The organism is Rheinheimera sp. KL1, from assembly GCF_001275035.1.
In the GTDB taxonomy this organism is placed as follows: Bacteria; Pseudomonadota; Gammaproteobacteria; order Enterobacterales; family Alteromonadaceae; genus Pararheinheimera; species Pararheinheimera tangshanensis.
The window spans coordinates 20672-40837 of record NZ_LAMX01000001.1 but is presented as its reverse complement, the minus strand read 5'-3'; the positions used below and the strand labels follow the sequence as shown (position 1 = coordinate 40837).

21 protein-coding genes are annotated in these 20166 nt (G+C 46.7%); 12 read left to right on the top strand and 9 right to left on the bottom strand.

The genetic code is table 11. The annotated features are described in order from the left end of the window. The first annotated feature begins 174 nt into the window (after positions 1-174). From WH43_RS00210 to WH43_RS00180, 9 genes are all read left to right on the top strand, one after another. A complete protein-coding gene (locus WH43_RS00210) occupies positions 175-954 on the top strand; it encodes a glycosyltransferase family 25 protein (protein ID WP_053422655.1) in 780 nt (259 codons plus the stop codon). Positions 955-956: 2 nt separating this feature from the next. Further along, positions 957-1325, top strand: a complete 369-nt coding sequence (locus WH43_RS20130; RefSeq protein ID WP_286049361.1) for a glycosyltransferase family 2 protein — start codon at positions 957-959, stop codon at positions 1323-1325. Next, entirely contained in the window at positions 1295-1735 is a 441-nt protein-coding gene (locus tag WH43_RS20125; protein WP_286049360.1) for a glycosyltransferase family protein, read from the top strand. Before WH43_RS20130 ends, WH43_RS20125 begins: the two co-directional genes overlap by 31 nt. After that, on the top strand, positions 1736-2389 hold the full coding sequence (locus WH43_RS20120; RefSeq protein ID WP_286049359.1) for a glycosyltransferase N-terminal domain-containing protein: 654 nt from the start codon (positions 1736-1738) through the stop codon (positions 2387-2389). A gap of 14 nt (positions 2390-2403) precedes the next feature. Continuing rightward, complete coding sequence (locus tag WH43_RS00200; protein WP_286049358.1) at positions 2404-3786, top strand: 3-deoxy-D-manno-octulosonic acid kinase; 1383 nt, start codon at positions 2404-2406, stop codon at positions 3784-3786. Positions 3787-3806: 20 nt separating this feature from the next. Continuing rightward, positions 3807-4988, top strand: a complete 1182-nt coding sequence (locus tag WH43_RS00195; protein ID WP_053422654.1) for a BaiN/RdsA family NAD(P)/FAD-dependent oxidoreductase — start codon at positions 3807-3809, stop codon at positions 4986-4988. Positions 4989-5114: 126 nt separating this feature from the next. Next, the gene (locus WH43_RS00190) at positions 5115-6218 is read left to right on the top strand and encodes an AAA family ATPase (RefSeq protein ID WP_053422653.1); all 1104 of its coding nucleotides are present in this window, start codon (positions 5115-5117) and stop codon (positions 6216-6218) included. A 2-nt stretch (positions 6219-6220) separates the two neighbouring features. Further along, a complete protein-coding gene (locus WH43_RS00185; protein ID WP_053422652.1) occupies positions 6221-6676 on the top strand; it encodes a type II toxin-antitoxin system VapC family toxin in 456 nt (151 codons plus the stop codon). A gap of 165 nt (positions 6677-6841) precedes the next feature. After that, a complete protein-coding gene (locus tag WH43_RS00180; RefSeq protein WP_053422651.1) occupies positions 6842-7297 on the top strand; it encodes a cupin domain-containing protein in 456 nt (151 codons plus the stop codon). A 131-nt stretch (positions 7298-7428) separates the two neighbouring features. On the opposite strand, the gene WH43_RS00175 is transcribed toward WH43_RS00180, so the two are convergent. The 4 genes from WH43_RS00175 to WH43_RS00160 form a co-directional block, all read right to left on the bottom strand. Then, a complete protein-coding gene (locus tag WH43_RS00175) occupies positions 7429-8220 on the bottom strand; it encodes an FAD-dependent oxidoreductase (protein WP_286049357.1) in 792 nt (263 codons plus the stop codon). A gap of 6 nt (positions 8221-8226) precedes the next feature. Further along, entirely contained in the window at positions 8227-8676 is a 450-nt protein-coding gene (locus WH43_RS00170) for an Rrf2 family transcriptional regulator (RefSeq protein WP_053422650.1), read from the bottom strand. Positions 8677-8823: 147 nt separating this feature from the next. Beyond that, on the bottom strand, positions 8824-9372 hold the full coding sequence (locus WH43_RS00165; RefSeq protein WP_053422649.1) for a BON domain-containing protein: 549 nt from the start codon (positions 9370-9372) through the stop codon (positions 8824-8826). 156 nt (positions 9373-9528) lie between these two features. After that, positions 9529-9963: a hypothetical protein gene (locus WH43_RS00160; protein WP_053422648.1), complete on the bottom strand. Its 435-nt coding sequence runs from the start codon at positions 9961-9963 to the stop codon at positions 9529-9531. 187 nt (positions 9964-10150) lie between these two features. Between WH43_RS00160 and WH43_RS00155 the strand changes: the two genes are divergently transcribed. Next, positions 10151-11485: a sigma-54 interaction domain-containing protein gene (locus WH43_RS00155; protein ID WP_053422647.1), complete on the top strand. Its 1335-nt coding sequence runs from the start codon at positions 10151-10153 to the stop codon at positions 11483-11485. 54 nt (positions 11486-11539) lie between these two features. Here WH43_RS00155 and WH43_RS00150 read toward each other — a convergent pair whose 3' ends face one another. Continuing rightward, complete coding sequence (locus WH43_RS00150; RefSeq protein ID WP_053422646.1) at positions 11540-11821, bottom strand: hypothetical protein; 282 nt, start codon at positions 11819-11821, stop codon at positions 11540-11542. A gap of 29 nt (positions 11822-11850) precedes the next feature. Then, positions 11851-12027 (bottom strand): DUF1328 family protein, encoded by a 177-nt coding sequence (locus tag WH43_RS19715; protein WP_082335604.1) that lies wholly within the window; start codon positions 12025-12027, stop codon positions 11851-11853. Between the two features lie 292 nt (positions 12028-12319). On the opposite strand from WH43_RS19715, the gene WH43_RS00145 reads away from it, so the two are divergent. Next, the gene (locus tag WH43_RS00145; protein ID WP_053422645.1) at positions 12320-12583 is read left to right on the top strand and encodes a hypothetical protein; all 264 of its coding nucleotides are present in this window, start codon (positions 12320-12322) and stop codon (positions 12581-12583) included. A gap of 86 nt (positions 12584-12669) precedes the next feature. On the opposite strand, the gene WH43_RS00140 is transcribed toward WH43_RS00145, so the two are convergent. Genes WH43_RS00140 through WH43_RS00130 form a run of 3 tightly spaced genes read right to left on the bottom strand, consistent with a single transcriptional unit; the run spans position 12670 to position 16649 of the window. Further along, positions 12670-13500: a hypothetical protein gene (locus tag WH43_RS00140; protein ID WP_147905439.1), complete on the bottom strand. Its 831-nt coding sequence runs from the start codon at positions 13498-13500 to the stop codon at positions 12670-12672. Next, positions 13497-15107: a hypothetical protein gene (locus WH43_RS00135; protein ID WP_053422644.1), complete on the bottom strand. Its 1611-nt coding sequence runs from the start codon at positions 15105-15107 to the stop codon at positions 13497-13499. The genes WH43_RS00140 and WH43_RS00135 overlap by 4 nt, the downstream gene beginning before the upstream one ends. Before the next feature lie 15 nt (positions 15108-15122). Continuing rightward, on the bottom strand, positions 15123-16649 hold the full coding sequence (locus tag WH43_RS00130) for an OmpA family protein (protein ID WP_053422643.1): 1527 nt from the start codon (positions 16647-16649) through the stop codon (positions 15123-15125). A 220-nt stretch (positions 16650-16869) separates the two neighbouring features. Between WH43_RS00130 and WH43_RS00125 the strand changes: the two genes are divergently transcribed. Beyond that, the gene (locus tag WH43_RS00125; RefSeq protein ID WP_053422642.1) at positions 16870-20076 is read left to right on the top strand and encodes a DEAD/DEAH box helicase; all 3207 of its coding nucleotides are present in this window, start codon (positions 16870-16872) and stop codon (positions 20074-20076) included. The last annotated feature ends 90 nt before the right edge of the window (positions 20077-20166 follow it).

Genomic DNA, 20166 nt, shown 5'->3' with positions numbered 1-20166 from the left:
GGAGGCTCGGTTTAGCTCAATCAATAAGGCATTTTAACGGATCTTAGTTATTGCAAAAGAACTTTTTATCCATGCGCTCTGTCTTCAGGGCTACTGCGGGGAAAAAAAGCTCTGTCTTTAGAAGGCGTTCAGGTAAAATCGTTGCATAGAAGCAGAATAAAGTGGAAGAAAAACATGGGACAGTTTGCAGGATACCCAATCTGGTTAATTAATCTGGACTCCAACCCTGAGCGTTATGAGTCAGCCAAAAAGCAGCTGCACAAGCTGGGTTTGGATGCTGAGCGCTTCAGCGCTATTTATGGCAAAAACCTGAGCCAGGCTGAAGTGGCAGCTTGTTATGATCCTGCACTTAATCAGAAAAAATTCCGCCGTCCTTTGTCGCCTGGCGAAATTGGCTGTTATCTCAGTCACCGCACTTTGTGGCAGCGTATGGTCGATGAAAATATCGCCATGGCCTTTATTCTGGAAGACGATATAGATTTAGAACCTGAATTTCTGACAGTGCTGGAAAAAATCACCCAATTAAAACACTGGGATATGATCAAATTAGCCGATGACAGAGCAGGTACTGGCGAGCAGAAAAAAGACCTGGGAGATGGTTATAGCCTGGTAAATTTTGCCAAAGTGCCGAACTGCACCACAGGTTATGCCTTAACGCTGCAAGGTGCTAAAAAGCTATTGAGTCGGCCGAAGTTTTTCCGTCCTGTGGATGTGGATCTGCAGTTTTACCCTGAGCTAAACCTGACTGTGTATTCCATGTTGCCTTACCGTTTATGGTCGGCCAGCCGTTTTGAAAGCGAAATCGATAAAATGAGTGGCGGTACCCGTAAAGGCGGTACTTCCTTTTGGCGTAACCTGAAATACCGCTTCCAACTGAAATCTATCCGCAGCAATCATCTGTCGGGTGATCTGTCGCAGGTGCAATTTACTCCAACTAAGCAGGACGAGGTTTAAGCATGCGCAGCCGTAAAATTTCCTGTTTTGTGATTTCCTGCAATGAAGAAGACCGCATTGAGGCTTGTTTACAGTCACTTGCTGGCTGGGTTGATCAACTGATAGTGGTCGATTCTGGCAGTAAAGACAGAACAGTAGAAATCGCCGAAAAGTACGCCGACAAAGTGTATCAAACCGACTGGCCTGGTTTTGGCCCACAGCGTAACCGCGCTTTAGCCTGGTGTGAACACGACTGGGTATTGAGCATAGACGCCGACGAAGTGTTAACGCCTGAACTGAAAGTGGAAATTGATCAGGTATTGGCTGAACCTGATTTAGACGCCAATTTTATCAAAATGCCTTGGCACACCTATTTTTTGGCAAGTTGCTGAAACATGGTCGTTATTCCACACCGCAAGGTAAATTGTTTTTAAAAACAGGTGCCAGTTTTAAAGACCGTCAGGTGCACGAAACCCTGTTGTTGCCGTATGAAAAAGTGCGGGTACTGAAGTCAGCCATTATTCACCACAGCTGGCGCAGTTATCAGCATTGCCAGGAAAAGCACATAAAATACGCCTGTTTAGGCGCTGAAGATAAATTTGCACGTGGTAAAAAAGCCAGTTTAGGTTTTGCCATTTTGCGTTTTTTCACCGACTTTATTCAGCAGTATGTGCTGCGTTTGGGTTTCCTCGACGGCTGGCGTGGTTTGCTGATGGCCATAGTGCTGGGCCAGTATGCTTTTCATAAATATGCCGCTTTAGCCACTATGGTGGCTGATGCAAAAGCCAAAGCAAAAAGCTAAATGCAAGCCAGCTTTTTCCTGTTAAGACTGTTGTACAGCGCCCTGATTCTGGCGCTGACGCCGCTGCTCCTGCTGTATTTATTGCTGCGCTCACGCAAAGACCCGGCTTATCGCCAGCGTTTTGCTGAACGTTTTGCTTTAAAGCTGCCAGTAGCGTCAGCCAAAGACGGCGTAGTGCTGCATACAGTCTCAGTAGGGGAATTTAATGCAGCTAAACCTTTGATTAAACAGCTTTTACTGCAATACCCTAATCTGCCTTTTACTATTACCTGCACCACACCTACAGCTTCTGCCGCTATTCAAAAATTACAGGCTGAACAGCAACAGCTGGGCAGAAAAATTGAACATTGTTACCTGCCTTTTGATTACCCAATGCTGATGCGGCGCTGGCTAAAGTGGATGCAGCCGCAGTTGTTGCTGATTTTAGAAACTGAGCTCTGGCCTAATCTGCTGGCGAATTGCAAAGCGCTGTCTATTCCAACTTTGGTGGTGAATGCCCGTTTATCGGCGCGTTCAGCCAAAGGCTACCGGCGTTTTAGCGCTTTAACTCAGCCTATGCTGCAGAACATCAGCCAAATCCTGACTCAGGATAAAGCCAGTGCCCGCCGCTTTTTGGCTCTGGGCGCCAAAGATGTGCAAGTGCGGGTAATTTAAAATTTGAACTGGATGTGCCAAAAAGCAGCACTCAACTGGCACAGAGCTTACAACCTTTGCTGCAGGGCCGTATCGTTTGGGTGGCTGGCAGTACGCATGCCGGTGAAGATGAGCTACTGCTCCAGGCTTATCAGCAGTTAAAGGTGCAGTTCCCACAATTGTTGTTGGTGCTGGTGCCACGGCATCCTGAGCGTTTTGATCTGGTTGCCCAGTTGCTACAACAGCAGCAATTGAAATTTGTCCGCCGCAGTGTGAATGGTTTACCAGATGCCAGTACAGAAGTCTGGCTTGGCGATTCAATGGGCGAGTTATTAAGCTGGTACCAACTGGCCGACTTTGTTTTTATTGGCGGCAGCCTGATTGAACGGGGTGGCCATAATCCGCTGGAAGCTATGGCCTTTAGTAAGGCTGTGTTATCCGGCCCACACGTGTTTAATTTTCAGCTGGTGTTTCAGTTATTGCAGCAACAGCAGGCTTATTTTCCGGTCGCTACAGTCTCTGATTTGGTCAGCACTGTCACCCAACTTATCCAGCAACCAGAACTGGCGATTCAGACTGGTGAAAAGGGTTTAAAACTCTATCTACAGCAACAAGGTGCAGTGGCTCGAATGATGGAGCAGGTCAATCATTTATTGCCTATGGCTGAAATTAAAAAATTAAGCACAAACAGTGCTTTAGCCTGGTTTGACCCGCACTTTTATCCGAACTTTGAGATGGCGTATTTCCACAGCGAATTCTGGCAGCAGCAGGGCTTAGTCTCAGGTCAGTCGAAAGGCCGTAATACAGTCTGGTTTATCCGGCAGCAAAACGGTAAAGAGGCTGTACTGCGGCATTATTACCGTGGTGGTTTAGTCGGCAAACTGAATAAAGATAAGTTCTGGCCAGAGCCAGCAGCTCAAAGCCGGGCTATGGCGGAATTTAGTTTGCTGTGGCAAATGCGCTTATGGACTTTGCCTGTGCCACGGCCTTGCGCTGCTTTGTATCAAAAGCATGCCTTTGGCTACAGCGCCGATATTCTGATTGAACGTATCCCTGACACCACAGACTTGGCTCATCTGCTGCAACAACGGCCTTTAACTGATACCGAATGGCGGCAACTGGGGGCTGTGATTGCCAGCTTTCACCAGCATCAGGTGTATCACTCCGATTTAAACTGCCACAATATTTTGCTGGATAAGCAGGGCCAGTTTTGGCTGATCGACTTTGATAAATGCGCTATTCGCCTGGCAGCCGACTATCCTGATCAAAGCTGGAAAGCACAGAATCTACAGCGTTTATTACGCTCGTTAAACAAAGAACAACAACAGCTGCCAGTCTTCCATTGGCAAAATGACCAATTCGCCGCGCTGCAGCTGGGTTATCAGCAAGCGGGCTGCCAGTCACAACAGATAAGCTAAAACAGACAGAGTACAAACTAATGCAGCAGTGGGACGTAATAGTAATAGGCGCAGGCGCCGCAGGTTTATTTAGCGCTATTGAGGCGGCTAAAAGAGGCCGTAAAACCCTGGTGCTGGATAACGGTAAACGTATAGGCCGCAAAATTCTGATGTCTGGTGGCGGCCGCTGTAACTTCACTAACATCTATGCCAGCCCGGCCAATTATTTATCGCAAAACCCGCATTTTTGTAAATCGGCGTTAAGCCGTTATACCCAATGGGATTTTATTGCTTTGGTGCAGCAATACGGTATTGCCTATCACGAAAAAACTTTAGGCCAACTGTTTTGTGACGACAGCGCCAAAGACATAGTCGATATGCTGCAGCAAGAATGTGACAAAGCTGGTGTATCCATCGCACTGCAACAGGATATTCAAAACGTTAGTTTTGCTGATGGCCTTTATACAGTGACTACGCCACAACTTAACCGCAGCTGTCAGAGTTTAGTGGTGGCTTGTGGCGGTTTAAGCCTGCCAAATTTAGGCGCTACAGCTTATGGTTTTCAACTGGCTGAACAGTTTGGCTTAAATGTATTACCAGTGCGCGCGGCTTTAGTGCCACTCACCTGGCAACCCGCCGATAAAGCGGTCTTTGAAGAAATCAGCGGTGTGTCTTTGCCTGTGACGGCGCAAGCGAATGACGTGGTATTTCCGGAAGATATGCTATTTACTCACAGGGGCTTAAGTGGACCTGCCATTTTACAAATTTCCAGCTTTTGGCAACCGGGCGATGAGCTGATTGTTAACTTATCACCGCAACAGGATTTAAATCAATTCCTGTTGGAGCAACAGCAAAAACACCCGGATCAGGAGCTTAAAACTATACTGTCGCGTTTGCTGCCTAAACGTTTAGTCGAAAAATTGCTGGAGCTGAATGTATTTCAGAATCAGGCGATTAAAGCGCTACAAGGCAAGGCCATCCAGCGTTTAGTCGACAGCCTGACCCATTATGTATTCAAACCCAACGGCACCGAAGGCTACCGCACCGCCGAAGTGACTTTAGGTGGAGTCGACACCAACGAACTCTCGTCCAAAACCATGGAAGCTAAAAAGCAACCCGGCCTGTATTTTGTCGGTGAAGTAGTAGACGTTACGGGCTGGTTAGGAGGCTACAATTTTCAATGGGCCTGGGCTTCGGGTTGGGTAGCGGGGCAGTATTGTTAAATGATTTGTTGCTGCAATCATTACATAGTGGATTAAACTCGTTTGAAATAATAAAGTCTGTACACTAAACAGAAGATTTTATACTTTCATTTGAAGCTGAGTGTCAGTCTCTGACGGAGATAATTTATGCTGAAGTACCCTGTTACTATTGAAGGCCTGAAAGGGGTCGGCAAAGTAGAACTAGATCTGCAACAAGACCAGCAGGTTTATGTGCTTATTGGCATAAATGGTGTGGGCAAAACTAAGATATTGGAAGCGCTGTTTCAAATGCTATATTATAGTAACCAAGCTGTTAAGCAGCTTTCGGTCACTGAGCGTTATATTCCACCTGAGTACTGGGTTTTCCAGTATATATTAAGCGCTGATAGTCAATATATTTCTGGCGCAATGGGCACTAATAACAAAGTAAATACCCATCTGTTGCCTGTTGTTTTACTCGCTTCACAGAATCGTGGTTTCATTGAGCACACTGTTACCAGACCAATGAGCATAGGGACTTTTGAGCAGCGTCGTTCCAATTATCTGAAAAAACAAGTCACAGATATAAAAAATCACTTCACCAGCTTAAATATGAATATCGGTATTGAGGACTGGTTTGTCACTATAGCTCAGTCTTCCCACCCTTATTTAAAGCAGGAAGATAATCGGAATATCGAAATTAAAGTACTGCTGGAACTGCTGCATAAAATTGATAGCCGAATAGACCCGGAGTACCTGCAAATTAGTGGTGATAACAGAGTCTTTCTCAAAATTGACCAGCATCCGAGAGAGTTGTCCCATTTAAGTACTGGTTTCGCATCTATTCTGAAAATGCTGCAGGCAATTATTTCTGGTTATGGCTGTTTCACCAATGAAACCCGTTTGCCACAAGTGAAAGGCATAGTACTGATTGATGAAATAGAAAGCCATTTGCATTTGTCATGGCAAGCGAAAATTATTCCGCTACTAAAGCAGTTATTTCCCAATACGACTTTTTATGTCACGACGCATTCTCCTATTGTGTTATCCCAGCTAAGTGCCGGGGAAGCTTACCGACTGCAGCGAGAAGACGACGGGGTGGTAAGAACTAAGTCTATTGTTTCGCCAGCGACAGCATCTCTGATTGATGTTCTAAAAGATGCCTTTGATATTGATATCAACCGTATAAAGCTGGATGGCAGTTCGCCTGAGTCTCAGAACGACGCCAAACAGCAGCTACTGAAGCTGATTAAAGGTAAAGGAAGCGAATAAGCATGAGTAATGTACTGCTGGACGCTAATTTACTTATTGCTGCATTGGATCAAAACGGTACAACCTCAGAGTTATTACGTCAGAGTGCTACTGCTAAGTTGACTACCTATCTGGAAAATCCAGATATCAGGCTTGTTATTACCCCTCTTATCCGATATGAGGTTTTACGTGGGCTAAGCTGGCAGGATGCAGAAGGTTATAACAATTTGAAGCAAGTACTGGATGGGTTTACAGAGATTGATATAAATCGCAACGTATCTGAACTGGCAGCAAATTTATTTCGATTTGATCGTACTACGAATGCAGGTGCTCAGCGTAATGTAGAAAAACGTAAGTTTGATGTTTTCCATTTAGCCTGTGCCAAAATCCATGGACTTGATTTAGCTTCACAAGATACGGATATAGCGTCCTTGCAAAGCTTATTCGACAGTTATCAACAAGCTGGCGGTCTTGCTTGATTTGAACATTTAGCAAGTATTCCCACCTTTTGCCCCTACTTGTGTTGGCACAACTTTTTGTTCATCCGGTAAATTCCGACCCACAGATCGGACCAATAGCTGTTTGACCTTGTCTTCGTTTCAGGGCAGTGTAAAGGCAAGATAATTCAGCAGGAGGACGTAAGGATGTTCAAATTAAAGTTAGGATTAGCAGCCGGATTGGCTGTTACTTGCCTGAGCACAGCAGCTGCAGAGCCTGTTCAGCCGTCGCAAATTATGACGCAGGCAGAAGCCAAAGCTGAGAAGGGGGATGGTTATGTGTTTTATAGCTACTTTACCAAACCTACTTTTGGTACTCAGGACGCGCTGACTGGTGTGGCTGTGATTGAGCCAGGCCATGAAATTCACCCGCCTCATATTCATGCCGAAGAAGAGTATCTGATGGTAGTGGAAGGCGAGGGCGTCTGGTCGCTGAAAGACAAAGATATTCCTGCTAAAGCGGGCGATATTTTATATGCAGCGCCCTGGGATTCGCACGGTATCCGCAATACAGGCAAAGTACCGCTGAAGTTTGTGGTGATGAAATGGCATAGTAAAGGTATGCCAGTGCCTGTTGATCCAGCTGCAAAGGCAAAGCCTTAAACAGCTGTTGCTCAGGATGTGTTGCATCTTAGTGGCTGATGTTACCAAACAGCAGAGACTGATGAGCCATGGCACCAGCCAGCGAACCGTCTCCTATCGCAATAGCCACAGAACCTGCCATCCGCGCATTATCACCACAGGCAAATACGCCAGGTACAGTCGTTTCTTTGCTGGCGCTGGTTTGAATAAAAGCTCCCCATTGGGCCCTGTTCAAACTGGCAGCCTAGTTGCTGCGCTAATGAGCTGTTGACTGTGGTGGTTGGCTGGGTAAAAAGGCCCGCCATTTGCAGTACTTTGCCATTGTTCAGATGTACATCAGCTTTACCTGAAATGTGCAGTACTTGAGCGGATTCAATGACGACACGCCGGGCGAGCAGTTGGGCTTGTTGCCCTGTATCTGGTTCAAAACACTGATTCGTAAACAAAGTGGTTGGTCCCCAGTCTGGCAGCATCAAGGCATGATGCAAAGCAAGTGGACTTGCTGCTATCACACCAATAGGGCCTTGCTCCAGCTCATAGCCATGACAATAAGGACAATGAAACACAGCTTTACCCCAACGCTCTGTAAGACCTGGTATGGCTGGCAGCTGATCAGTAACGCCAGTGGCCAGTATCAGACGTTGAGCCTGATAGCTGTGGTGCTCTGTGTTGACCTGAAAGCCTGCATCGATTTTGCCGGCACTGATGGCGGAAGCATCCAGCCATTCTAGGTTTGGATAAGCCAAAAACTGAGCTTTAGCTGTGGCTGCAATAGCGGCAGGGCTGTTGCCGTCCTGAGTTAAGAAACCGTGCGAACTATCGGCGAATCTGTTGCGTCGTTGTCCTGCGTCTATCACCAGTACAGAACGGCGGGCCCGCGCTAACTGCAAAGCCGCGGCCATACCGGCATAGCTACCGCCTACTATAATAAAGTCAAAATTCATGCTCTGTTACTCTTCTAAGGATTTAGCCTGATGATGTTGGCGTTTGAGTGCGAAATCAGCCGCTATATCGGCGAGACTGACGTTAGCGAATTTTCGTAGCAGTTGTTGCTCTGCTTCAGCAAAAGCACTATCCAGTGATGCATTGACGGCTTGCTCAATCAGACATTGCGGCGCTTCCTGTCGATAACCCTGAGCAAATAAACGCGGTGCGCCAAGCGCCTGATACACATCCCGCAGGCTAATAGCTGTCAGAGGTTTGGCCATAGTCCAGCCGCCACCATGGCCTTTGACTGAAAGCACTATTCCGGCCTGACGTAAGCCCGCCATCATACGACGGATCACCACAGGATTCGTTTTCAGGTAAAGAGCAAGCTTGTCCGAGGTTAAAGCCTGCTGATGTTCAGCCAAATGCAAAATGACATGCAAAATGGACGAGAGTTTATTATCACTTTTCATGTAACTTACATTATTACATGATGTGATGCGGATCAAGTGTTCATCTGTGAAAGACGCTGAGTTGCAGCAACAAAGCGATAGAAAAGATGGCAAATTGTATTGATGAAAAAAAGCCGGTCAATTAAGACCGGCTTTGACTTGACTCGCTTAACCTTTGGATACAGTGAGCTTATCTACTACATCCACCACATCTTTGGTGTTTTTAGCTTTGGCAATGGCCAGGTCTTTTTCCGCGTCGGAATCCACCACACCGCTGAGCGTCACGACACTGTTCGCAACATCGACATCAATGCTGGTGCCACTGGTTTCAGGCTCAAACAGCAAACTGGTTTTTACCACAGTCGCTATTTTGGCGTCTTTTAAGGCACTGACAGCTTTTGGATCTGCAGTTGTTTGATTGCCTTCTTTCACCATCAGCTTGTTTTCTACTGAGCTGACGCCTTCCAGGCCTTCCACCAGCTCTGCAGCTAAGGCTTTGTCCACATCGCTTTCTACTTCACCAGTTAAGGTGACCACACCGTTTTTCACATGGGTGTCTATCGCAAAAGAATTCAGGTTGCCGTTGAGCAACAAGGTGGTTTCTGCCTTGCCATCTATCCAGGCGTCTTTCGTTGCATCTTTCCAGTCATTGGCCGCCATCGCTGATACCGAAGCCAGAGTTAAAGTCATCATCACTGCTAATGTTGTGCGTTTCATTATGTCGCTCCTTTTGTTAGTGAGACAATGAGTTATTGCCAGTTTGATGCCAGAATTTAAGTTCATGATTTTTAACATATATATTTTAGGGTTCATTTGGTGTTAATTTTTTGTTTGTAAATTTGTCTGGTTGATCGGTAAAAGTTTCACACCCGATCAGCGGGTCTGAACATTGGCCAGCTGATCTGCTGCTATTTGCAGACTAGCGGTAAAATGCAGCAAACTGTTCTGATACGGGCCCAAATCAAAGTTTCTGATCGCAGTTTTTTGCAATTGCAGTTGTTGAACGAGTTGGTGCTGTAAAGTGGATAGCGATATATGGCTGCGTTTGTTGGCATACCAGGCACTAAGTTCATGCAAGGCTGCCATACCCTCGGAAACGGCACAGTCTGAGTTTGGCGCAGGCAATAAATATAAAATTTGCTGGTGTAACTCTGCCAGCGTGGCAAAGTGCCGGCGTAAATTACCTGAGCTTGCTGTTTCTGCCTTGTATTGATAAAAGCGTCTGGCTTTGCTGAATAACAGGCCAAAAGCTGCTAACAGCTCTGTATGCTGGCCCCTTGAGGTTTCATTCAGGAAGCTTTGTGTCATAGGAATGGTACTCCATAGCAAATAAAACTATGCAGATTCATTATCAATTCATGTACCAGAATGTAAGTTTATGATGTATCTATATTTTTGAATTTAATGTCCAGGCAGCTGAGCGCCGATCGGTAAGTTTTACTCAGGATCCCTGTTAAATTTACAGCCAGCAACTCTTAAACTATGGAAAGTATTTATGACCCAGCCTGTATTGTTCCTGCACCTGCAGGACCCGGAATTAACCAGTTTACTCTTGCAGTCGGATATTGTCCGGCGTTTTGTTATTTGTAAAAGCCAGCCGGATGAATGTTGGGTAGAACAACTGCTCAGACAAACTTGTGATTTGGCTTTTATTGAAATTGACAGCACAGAACCAGCTCAGTACGAACTGTTACAGCAGAGCAACAGACTGGCTGAAATTGACTTTATTCTGGTGAGCAAAGGCATACCTGATTTGGCTCTGGATCAATTGATGCGCTCCGGTGCCGGTTATCATTTCCGTCAGCCGCTGGATATGGCATCTGTACTGGATGCCGTGCAGGACTTTTATCAGCAGTTATCTTCAGTGGCGGTAAAACGTAAAGTACAAAGTAGTGATTTAGACCAGTTTGGCTTATTAGTGGGTTCCTCAGCCGCTATGCTAAGACTGTATAAAACAGTGCGTAAAGTGGCGGTGACCGAAGCCAATGTGCTTATTGTTGGTGAAAGTGGTGCAGGCAAAGAACTGGTCGCCAATACGCTACATTTAGCCAGTCACAGGGCTGATCAGCCTTTTGTTGCCATCAATTGTGGTGCTTTAAGTTCAGAGCTTATCGACAGCGAACTTTTTGGTCATATGAAGGGCTCTTTTACTGGAGCCCTTAGGGATCATCAGGGCGTATTTGCTCAGGCGGAACATGGTACTTTATTTTTGGATGAAGTGACTGAAATGCCGCTGGAGCAGCAGGTGAAATTGCTGCGGGTGCTGGAGAGCGGTGAATACAGACCGGTGGGCAGTAACAAAGTGTGTAAGGCGAATGTCCGGGTGATAGCAGCAACAAACCGCGATCCGCTGCAGGCTGTGGCTGACGGTATTTTTCGGGAAGATTTGTATTTCAGGCTATCGCAGTTTCCGGTCAAAGTTCCGGCTTTACGCGAGCGGGAAGGGGATATCACAGGTTTAGCCTATCATTTTCTTGCCTATTGCAACGCTCGTGAACAGCAGCAAAAACAGTTGTCTGATGCGGCTTTGGCAGTGATTAAACAGCATTGTTGGCCTGGTAATGTGCGTGAACTGAAACATGCGGTGGAACGGGCTTTTATTCTGGCAGACAAACTGATAGAACCCGAACATCTGCTGCTGGACGTGGCAACTCCAACTGCTGCGGTAGCTGATATCCCGCTTGATATGCCATTAGATGAACTGGAAAAAACCGCTATTTTTGCAGCTTTAGAGCGAAACGGTGGTAATAAAACCGATACTGCACAGCAGTTAGGCATCAGTGTAAAAACGCTGTACAACAAGCTGGATAAATATCAGCAGGAAAGTTGAAAACTGCTGTAGTCCCTCGTAGAGGAAAAGGGGCGGTTAAACCGCCCCTTTTGATCAACACTCTTTATCTTCAGCGTCAGTCTTTTCTTTGGCAGCTTCGCACAACTCTTTGGCTTTCTCTGCAGTTTTATCTGCAGCGTCTTCCATCGCATCAGCAGTTTTGTCGGCTGCCTCTTCCAGCTTCTCGCCAGCTTGTTCAGCTTTTTCTTCAACCTGAACTTTCAGCGCTTCCATTTTGTCTTCTGCTTTTTCAGTATCGCTTTCGCTACAAGCTGCAATAGAGGTTGCTAACATCACAGCCAACGCTACTTTAAACAATGAGTTTTGAGTTTTCATTCCATGCTCCTTTAGCCCTTTGGGGCTGATTACAATTTAGGGGTTTTGCCACGCAATGCATTCGCGACTAGTGAAATAACCAGCAAGACCACAAAAATCATAAAAATAATTTTTGCTATTCCTGCTGCAGCGCCTGCAATGCCACCAAAACCCAATATACCGGCCACTATGGCCACAATAAAAAAGGTTAAAGCCCAGCCTAACATAGTTACTCCCCGGTGCGTCAGCACCCAGTTAAAAGTGCTTTTGCACTAGTTGAAGGTACTTTGTACGTTAAGCCAGCATCATGCCAATATCAGGTTTTACACTTTAAGTTACTGTTATCGCTTATTTTATACAGGATTTATGAACGCAAGCTGTCTTAGCTCAGTGTTTAGCTCATGGTAAAATTTACAGGCGTGGCAGTAACAGTTGCAGGGTAGCGTTGAAGCCTGAAGCTACTGCAACTCAATTCGTGGCATAATCCCCACTGTATAAAAGCATGATCATGAGTAAGCGATGGCAAAAAAACTAAGTGTGGTGCAACTAAAACAACAAGCCAATGTGCTGAAATCACTGGAAGTTGTGGAGCAGGCTGCTGCACCGCTTTATCCGGATTTTGTCGGCTGTTGGTTCAGTATGGAGTTTGAAACTTTCCTGCGTCGTTGCTGGTGCGTTGTCAGTTCAACTCCGAAGCTGCTCTGGCCGCAGCACAGCAGCAAAAGTTGGACCTGTATTTTCAGAAACAGATCCATAAACAATTGTTTAAATGTGGCATTTTAATCAAAGACATCAAAAAGCATGTGGTGTTAACCACTTCGTCTGCGGAGGATTAACAGCACTGAGCATAGGCAGTGCTGTTGTCTAAGCTAACGTAAATCCGTAGTTAATGAGGGGCTACCAAAACCTTCTAAGCTGGCTCCGGATTTTTCAAAATAAGCCTGCCAGAAATTTTGCAGGCTTTGCATCGTCTTCCCTGATCTGTAACCATGTTTGACGTCATTCGGCACTAAACCTGCTGCATGCACATAAACCCGTACGCCAGTAAATTCGGCTTGCAGCTGGTTTTTCTCTACTTTAGCCAGTTCTTGTTCCGGGTTAATGGTTTTGATCTGATTGTTCTGGTAAAAGCTACTGAAATCTGAGTTTTCCAGCATATCTGAGACTAAAAACAACACTTTGTCCTGAGCTTGTGAGTTTTTCCAATCCTGACCTATTTGCTTGAGACTGAAGAATATCTCGCTTTTAGCAATTTTTTTATCTTCACTGCCAAAGCTGTTGGCCAGACCTTTGGCTATCACGGTCTGAAAGTACTTCTGTTGCGCAGTGATGCATTTATCCAGTTGACGCAGGCTATTTTGCCCAGTGCTGTCACGTTGCTCCTGAGATAACTGGGATTCGAGCTTACCTGCAAAAACCAGTGCCATATGGCTGTCGGGTAAATAGGCAGAAAAGCGATAGAGCTTCACCGCATCTCCCGGCTTTACAAAGCGGATCAGATGGCTCAATGCTTCTTTTTTTAAGCTGACCGGCAACTGGGTCGTTTCGTCGATCACCATAACCAGCTCACGACCTGAGGATTCTGGTTTTTCAGAAATCCCTAGTTTGTCGTAACAGCTTTTGATGTCGTTACGTTCTGCTGCCCATAATGGCTGGGAGCATAAAGCTCCCAGCAACAGGACTAATCCTGTTTTGGTCATACCGATGTCCTTGATTTACTTTTGATGATTGCCAGGCGTTGTTGTTTTTTCAGCCAGGCTAAATCCAGTTCAAAGTCTTCTGCCAGGACGGCCAAATCTTCTTCACTCAGTTTGGTCAAGTCGACATCGGCCAGTTCAGCAGGCAGACTTTGCTCTGCCGTCTGAGCTGCCACCTGAACTGGTGCTGCGGCTGGTGTTGCCACTTCAACAGGCGCAGGTTCTGTCTGAACAGAGGCTACTACAGGAGTTGCAGCCACGACCTGCGAGACGACTACACTGGACTGAGTCACAATAGGTGTGGTGGCCTGTACTTGTTTTTTCACGGCCTGATTGGCCAGATAGTGATGGAAAGTACGTTGAGTACTGCCGACCTGAAGCGCTTCCTGTTCGTCAGATGAAATAACAGCACGACGGCTCATTTTTTCACGCAGCCGCTGCAGATAAGCTTCTGCCTGAGAAGCAATCAGATCTTTCTTCAGTTCCAGCCAATCATTTAATTCTTCTGCGCTGTTAAAGTTCTTGGTGTAGTTGCGTGCTTTGACAGACTCTTTACCGGCGTAGCTAAACGCAAAACCAAAGTAGATACCCACCACCTGAATCATTACAAAGATGACGGACAGAATGACAAAGGTCACACGACTGGCACTTGAACGTGCTGAGGTGGCTTCATCTTCCGCTTTTTTAGTGGCTGTTTCATTCACCTGAGCTAATTCGGCTGGTAAGGCGATGTCGTCTTCACTTTCTGCACTTTGCTCCAGCAGAGCCATTGGGTCGTCTGCTGCGGTTTGTTCAAACATGACGGCCTGATTGACCATCTCAGTGTTGTCTGCATCCAGGGTATAACTTCGCACCAGATAGGCGCCCACGGCGAGGAAACAAATGTAAACCAAAGTAATAACAGTGGCGGTGTAGGTCGGAGTCACAGAGGCGTTGGCCGGAACCCGGTTTAACACTTGTTGAAATTTCAGGCTGTTATTGTCGTTGTAGGTTTTATCTATGCTGATGTCTTTTTCCGGCATCAGATTTAGTTTTTTCTGTTTCCCTTCAATTTCCCACCAACCACGGATTTTCTTTAGCAGGCTGTTTTTATGCCACTCTTTACCTGTCAATTCGGTCAGGAATACTGCGGCAATGGACAGTAAAAAGGCAACAAACCAGGCCAGCATAGTTTGTTCATTGCTGGACGCGTTTTTCGCCATAAATGGCGCTAAGACGTAAGCAAAACCTACGGCCTCCAACAAAATTAAGCCGATGATCAAAGCCCACAAAAACGGGCCTTTTTCCGAACGGCCACTCTCTTCCACTTTATTCAGATAGTCATCGCACTTTTCATAATAATCAGGGCTTTGGCTGAAGTCTTTGTAGTGCTCGTAAAAGTCAGAACAGACTCGTTTTTCAATCGGATACCAGCCGTCGCCACCTAATTTGTGATCAGAACGGCCAGCCCTGGCTAAACGACCAATCAATGGAAATGACCAGCCGGTGCGCATCACGAAAAATTTTACTTCTGACCACCAGACTTTCAGGGCCAACACAAACAACATAAAAGACACAAAGACTGTGATTAGCTGCCAATAAGCAGCCAGAAATAACTTCAACTCATCCATTTTAATTTTCCCGGTTTAAATATCTGTATTACGTGGTCTGTAGTCGGCGACGTAGGTTTGCTGTTGTTTCGGATAATACAAAGTGCCATCCACAGCCTTGCTACCGCCATAAGGTAGCAGCAAATCCAGGCACTGGATTGGAGCTTTGCTGTCAGCGATAAAAATACGCATCAACATATTCTTCTGGCCCGGGTATACGGTGGCATGTCCCTGATACTGCCCCGTGATTTCGGAATTCTTTTTACTGTAGTTTTGGGTGAACGCAACCATCGGCTGCGCAGCCACTTCGTTACTTTCGGCCAGTACGGCGACGGGGTTGATATACACCACATGGCCATTGACTTTGGCAGCCCATACTTTGCCATTCATGCCGGGCATAAACTCTGTCGTTTTGTATTGTGCCAAGGCTTTACCAGCTAAGTTCTTCACTTCGCCAATCACTGGCTTACTATCGTTAGAACAAGAGCGGATGGGGGCGTCATTGGCGACAGCTGAGCTGAATAAACCTGTGCCACCCTGATAATTTGGAGTAAATCTGGACGCCAGTTCCCAGTTATCTTTAGCTGCGGGTTTGCCACCAAAATCTATACCTTTGGTTGAGGATGCGCGCTCGCCAGATTTTCTGGTTTTGCTCTCCGCTTTGGTACTGTTGGTGGATGCACTTCGTTGACTTTGCGAGCTGTACGGTACCTGATTCAGGTGAGCCTTCGATTGCTGAATATAACGCGGGTTATGTTGTTCAGATGCGATACGCTTTTGCAGCATTTCTTCATCTTTTAATTCGACCAGCTCCACACGACGATTCATGTCGCGGCCTGCCTGAGTGCTATTGTCGGCCACCGGGCGACCTTCACCAGCACCCTGGAAATAAAGTTGTTCGGCGTTAAAGCCTTGTTTAGCCAACAGGCTAACCACAGCCTTAGCTCTTTGTTCTGATAAGGTTTGGTTGTATTCGGCGCTGCCGGTATCGTCGGTATGACCAATCACCAGAATAGGCGCTTTTTCTGTGCCTTCGCCTTTACGGGCATTGGCAACTAATGCGGCTAGTTTCTCTAACTGGCGAACACCAGATTCGGTCAGAGTGGCACTGTTGACGCCAAACATAGAGCTGTCTTCAATTTGTGCTACTAAACCTACAGTGTCATTTTGCGGAGCTTGTTGATTGTCTTTTTGGGCTGATTTTTTTGCCCGAACCGGATCTTGAGAAGGTGCCTGATAGACTCGTTCCATCTGGATCTTCATATTTTCTTCGGCCGCAAGACGCTGCAGGTCTTTTTCTCTTTTATCCCACATATGGCCGGCTATACAGCCAGCAACCAAACCGGCTGCTGCGCCTTTAAGCGCACCGTCACGACCGCCGAGTAAAGCACCCGCCAAGCCACCGATCAAAGTACCACCGACGCAACCTATTGCCGTCCGGCCATACTTCTCGCCTGCTTCGTCGACAGTTTTACCGGGGTTCGCGCAGCTACTTAAGGCTAAACAAACAGCAGAAACTAAAATAGAGGTTTTAAAACGCAAGGTGAGCGAGTGTGCATCCATTCTTAATTTTCCTTTTATTTTGTAAGAAAATCATACTCCACTGCTCAAATAGGTCAATAACTTTTCCATTTGAATCATAAAGTTGATGATCCTCACAGATCCTGTTGCTGTCTTTTTTCTTTATGGATTGGTGTTTGACTCTGTAATTACAAATGCCTGCTTTGGCTGTTCCGCGATTTGAGGTAGCATAAACGCCATTTGGTTTTAAAAAATTTGGCGTATGACGGCTGATTTTGTTTTTCCTGTCTCAGCAGAGCAGTTACAACTCTGGTTCCACCCTGCCACCTTTCATAAGGCGCGGGCCTATTTTCTGGCTGGAAAAGTGGTGCAGCTGGATTATGAGAGCGACTTTTCGCAAATCCGCAGCCAGGTTTGGGGCGATGGTTTCAGTCCTTTTAAGCAGCTGATTTCTATCTCTGAGCGGGACGGCCAGGTACAACTGACAGATTCCTGCACTTGTTCTGAAGGCAATAGATGCAAGCATGTGTTGGCTGCTTTATTAAAGCTGAAACATCAGTTGGATCAGTTGCAACAAAAAGCGGTGCAACAGCCGGTGCGGCAACTCAACCAATGGTTTAGTGAAGCCGAGCAGTACAATCCGCCTGCAACTGCACAACATACCGAAGAAACCGTCTTGTATGAACTGCGTCCGAGCAGTTTGGGTTTACAGTTGCTGCCCAAAAGGGTGAAACAAGCTAAAAATGGCAGTTACAGCAAAGGCAAAATTATTGCTCAAAGCGAGCTGGCCGGGCAGGTGAGGCCACTCTGGCTGGCCGAAGATGACTACAGATTATTACAGCAGTTTTTTGCTTTTGACTTACGCCGTCAGGCCTTACTGGAAGATCAGTGGGGTTATCAGCTGCTGCTTAAATTGCTCGATACCGGCCGTTGTGTGCTGGATGAAGAGCGCCGGGAGCTGCTCTGGAGCGAGACCTTGCCTCTACAGCTACGCTGGCTCAGAAGCAAAGCGGGCTGGCAGTTATTGCAGCTGATGCCTAAAGATCGTGAACTGGAACTGGTGTACACAGACCCGCCTTGTTATCTGGATTTAGTCAATAATCAGCTGGGTTTGCTGCAAAGTGATATCACGGGTCGTGAGTTGAAACTGTTAATGCGGATGCCGCCAGTGCCTGCTGCCGTCTTGCAGGACAGCATGAAACGGTTGCAGCAGATTTTCCCCAATCTCAATTTACCTGTACCGGACGACAGTGCAGTGCAAAAAATTGAGAGTAAGCCAGTGCCTGTGTTGCAACTCAAGATGCTGACGCAAAAAAACAAAATCAGCAAAGCTGTGGCCCTGCTCCAGATGGCCTATGGCCCGCATTTATTGCCATTGGATTTACAACAATCCCAAACTCAGTTGCAACTGGACAACCAGATTGTTTTTATCCGCCGTGACCGGGACAGTGAAATCAAAGCGCTGGAAACTTTATCGCAGTATGGCTTACGTTCAGTGCCGGTAGACCAAGCTGGTCTATCTTCAACCTGGACCTATTTTGACTGCGGCGAAGGGCCGGAAAACCCACTGCTGTGGCAGCCATTGTTGCAAGCCATTCCCGAGCTCAAACAACAAGGTTGGCGCATAGAACAGGACAAAGCCTTTAATCAGGCGGTGATCCACGCCAAAGCCTATCTGGAAGTGACAGACAAACACACCGGAGGTTTTGGTTTAGCCATTCAGGTAGAAATTGATGGTCAGCAAATTCCGCTCCTGCCTTTAATCACACAGTGGTTACGCAGTTATGGTTTGCCTGCGGCTGATGAAACCTTGTGGCTGAGTTTACCGCAAGGCAAATTGCCTTTGCCGGTCAGCCTTATTCAACCCTTGATCGACACCATAGTTGAACTTTTAAATCTGAAAAAAGCTCCCAGCGAAATAGAGCTACCCGATTACAAGGCCGCCTTGTTGCCAGGCCCTGGTGCTGAAGAAATTCGTTATCTCAATGCTGGACGTTTGCAACAGTTGGTGACTCAACTGCAACATTTTGATGGCATTGAGGATGTGGCTGCGCCTGCCAGTTTAAAAGCCCAGCTGCGGCCTTATCAGCAGCAGGGATTAAGCTGGCTCTGTTTCCTGCGTCGTTTTGGTTTGGGTGGCATTCTGGCCGACGATATGGGCTTGGGTAAAACTGTACAGACGTTGGCCTTTTTACTGCATCAGCAGGAGGCGGGGCTGCTTAAGCATCCGGCTTTAATTGTTTGCCCTACCAGTTTATTAGGCAACTGGGCACAGGAAGCTGCACGTTTTGCCCCTTCATTAAAAGTGCTGACTTTATACGGCCCTAAACGGCAGGCACTGTTTGACCAACTGGAAAAATACGACTTAATAGTCACCAGTTATCCGCTGCTGGTGCGGGATTTAGCCTATTACCAGACTCATCACTTTAGCCTGATGGCGCTGGATGAAGCTCAGCATATTAAAAATGCCGGTTCGCAGTCGGCGCAAAGTGCTCGCTTAGTGAAAGCTGACTTTAAGCTGGCCTTAACAGGCACGCCTTTGGAAAACCATTTGGGTGAACTCAAAGCCTTATTTGATTTTGTCTTGCCGGGTTTATTAGGCACTGAAGCCCGGTTCCAGCAGGTATTTCGCAAACCCATAGAAAAGTCAGCTGATGCTGAGCGTGCCCATGCATTGCGTCAGCGTATTGCACCTTTTATGTTACGCCGCACTAAAAAGCAGGTGGCGACAGAATTACCTGATAAAACCGAAATTCTACAGCTGCTGGAGATGGAGTCGGATCAGCGCAACTTGTACGAAAGTATCCGTTTAATTATGGAAACCAAAGTGCGGGAATTATTTTTGCGCAAAGGCGTGGCCGCCAGTCAGATGGAGTATCTGGACGCGCTGTTAAAGTTGCGTCAGGCCTGTTGTGACGCACGCTTATTACCCATAGAGCAGGCGCAGCTGGTGCAGAATAATGCCAAGTTGCAGTGGCTGCGCGATACTTTGCCTGAGATGATCGAAGAAGGCCGTAAAGTGCTGATCTTCAGCCAGTTCTCCAGCATGCTGAGCCTGATAGAACAGGAGCTGCAGTATATGGATATCAGCTACAGTAAGCTGACAGGCCAGACTAAAAAACGTCAGGAACAAATAGACGAATTCCAGCAGGGTGACAATTCGGTATTTTTAATCAGCTTAAAAGCGGGTGGCACAGGCTTAAACCTGACCGCAGCTGATACTGTTATTCACTATGACCCATGGTGGAATCCGGCTGCGGAAAATCAGGCGACAGACCGGGCCTATCGTATAGGCCAGGATAAGCAGGTGTTTGTGTATAAGCTGATTATCAGCAAAACTGTAGAAGAAAAAGTGCAGCAGTTACAGCAGTTTAAACAAGGCTTGGCTGACCAGATTTTCAGCTTGGGTCAAAGCCATATCTGGCAAGGCGAAGCGCAGGATCTGCTGGCGTTGTTTAGCGAAGACTAGTCTGCCCTTCGTACTTAACGCCGCAGCTTTGTTGACTGCGCGTTCTCGCCCCAGTCACATAGACAGCTATGCTCCTGGGGTCTCGAACAC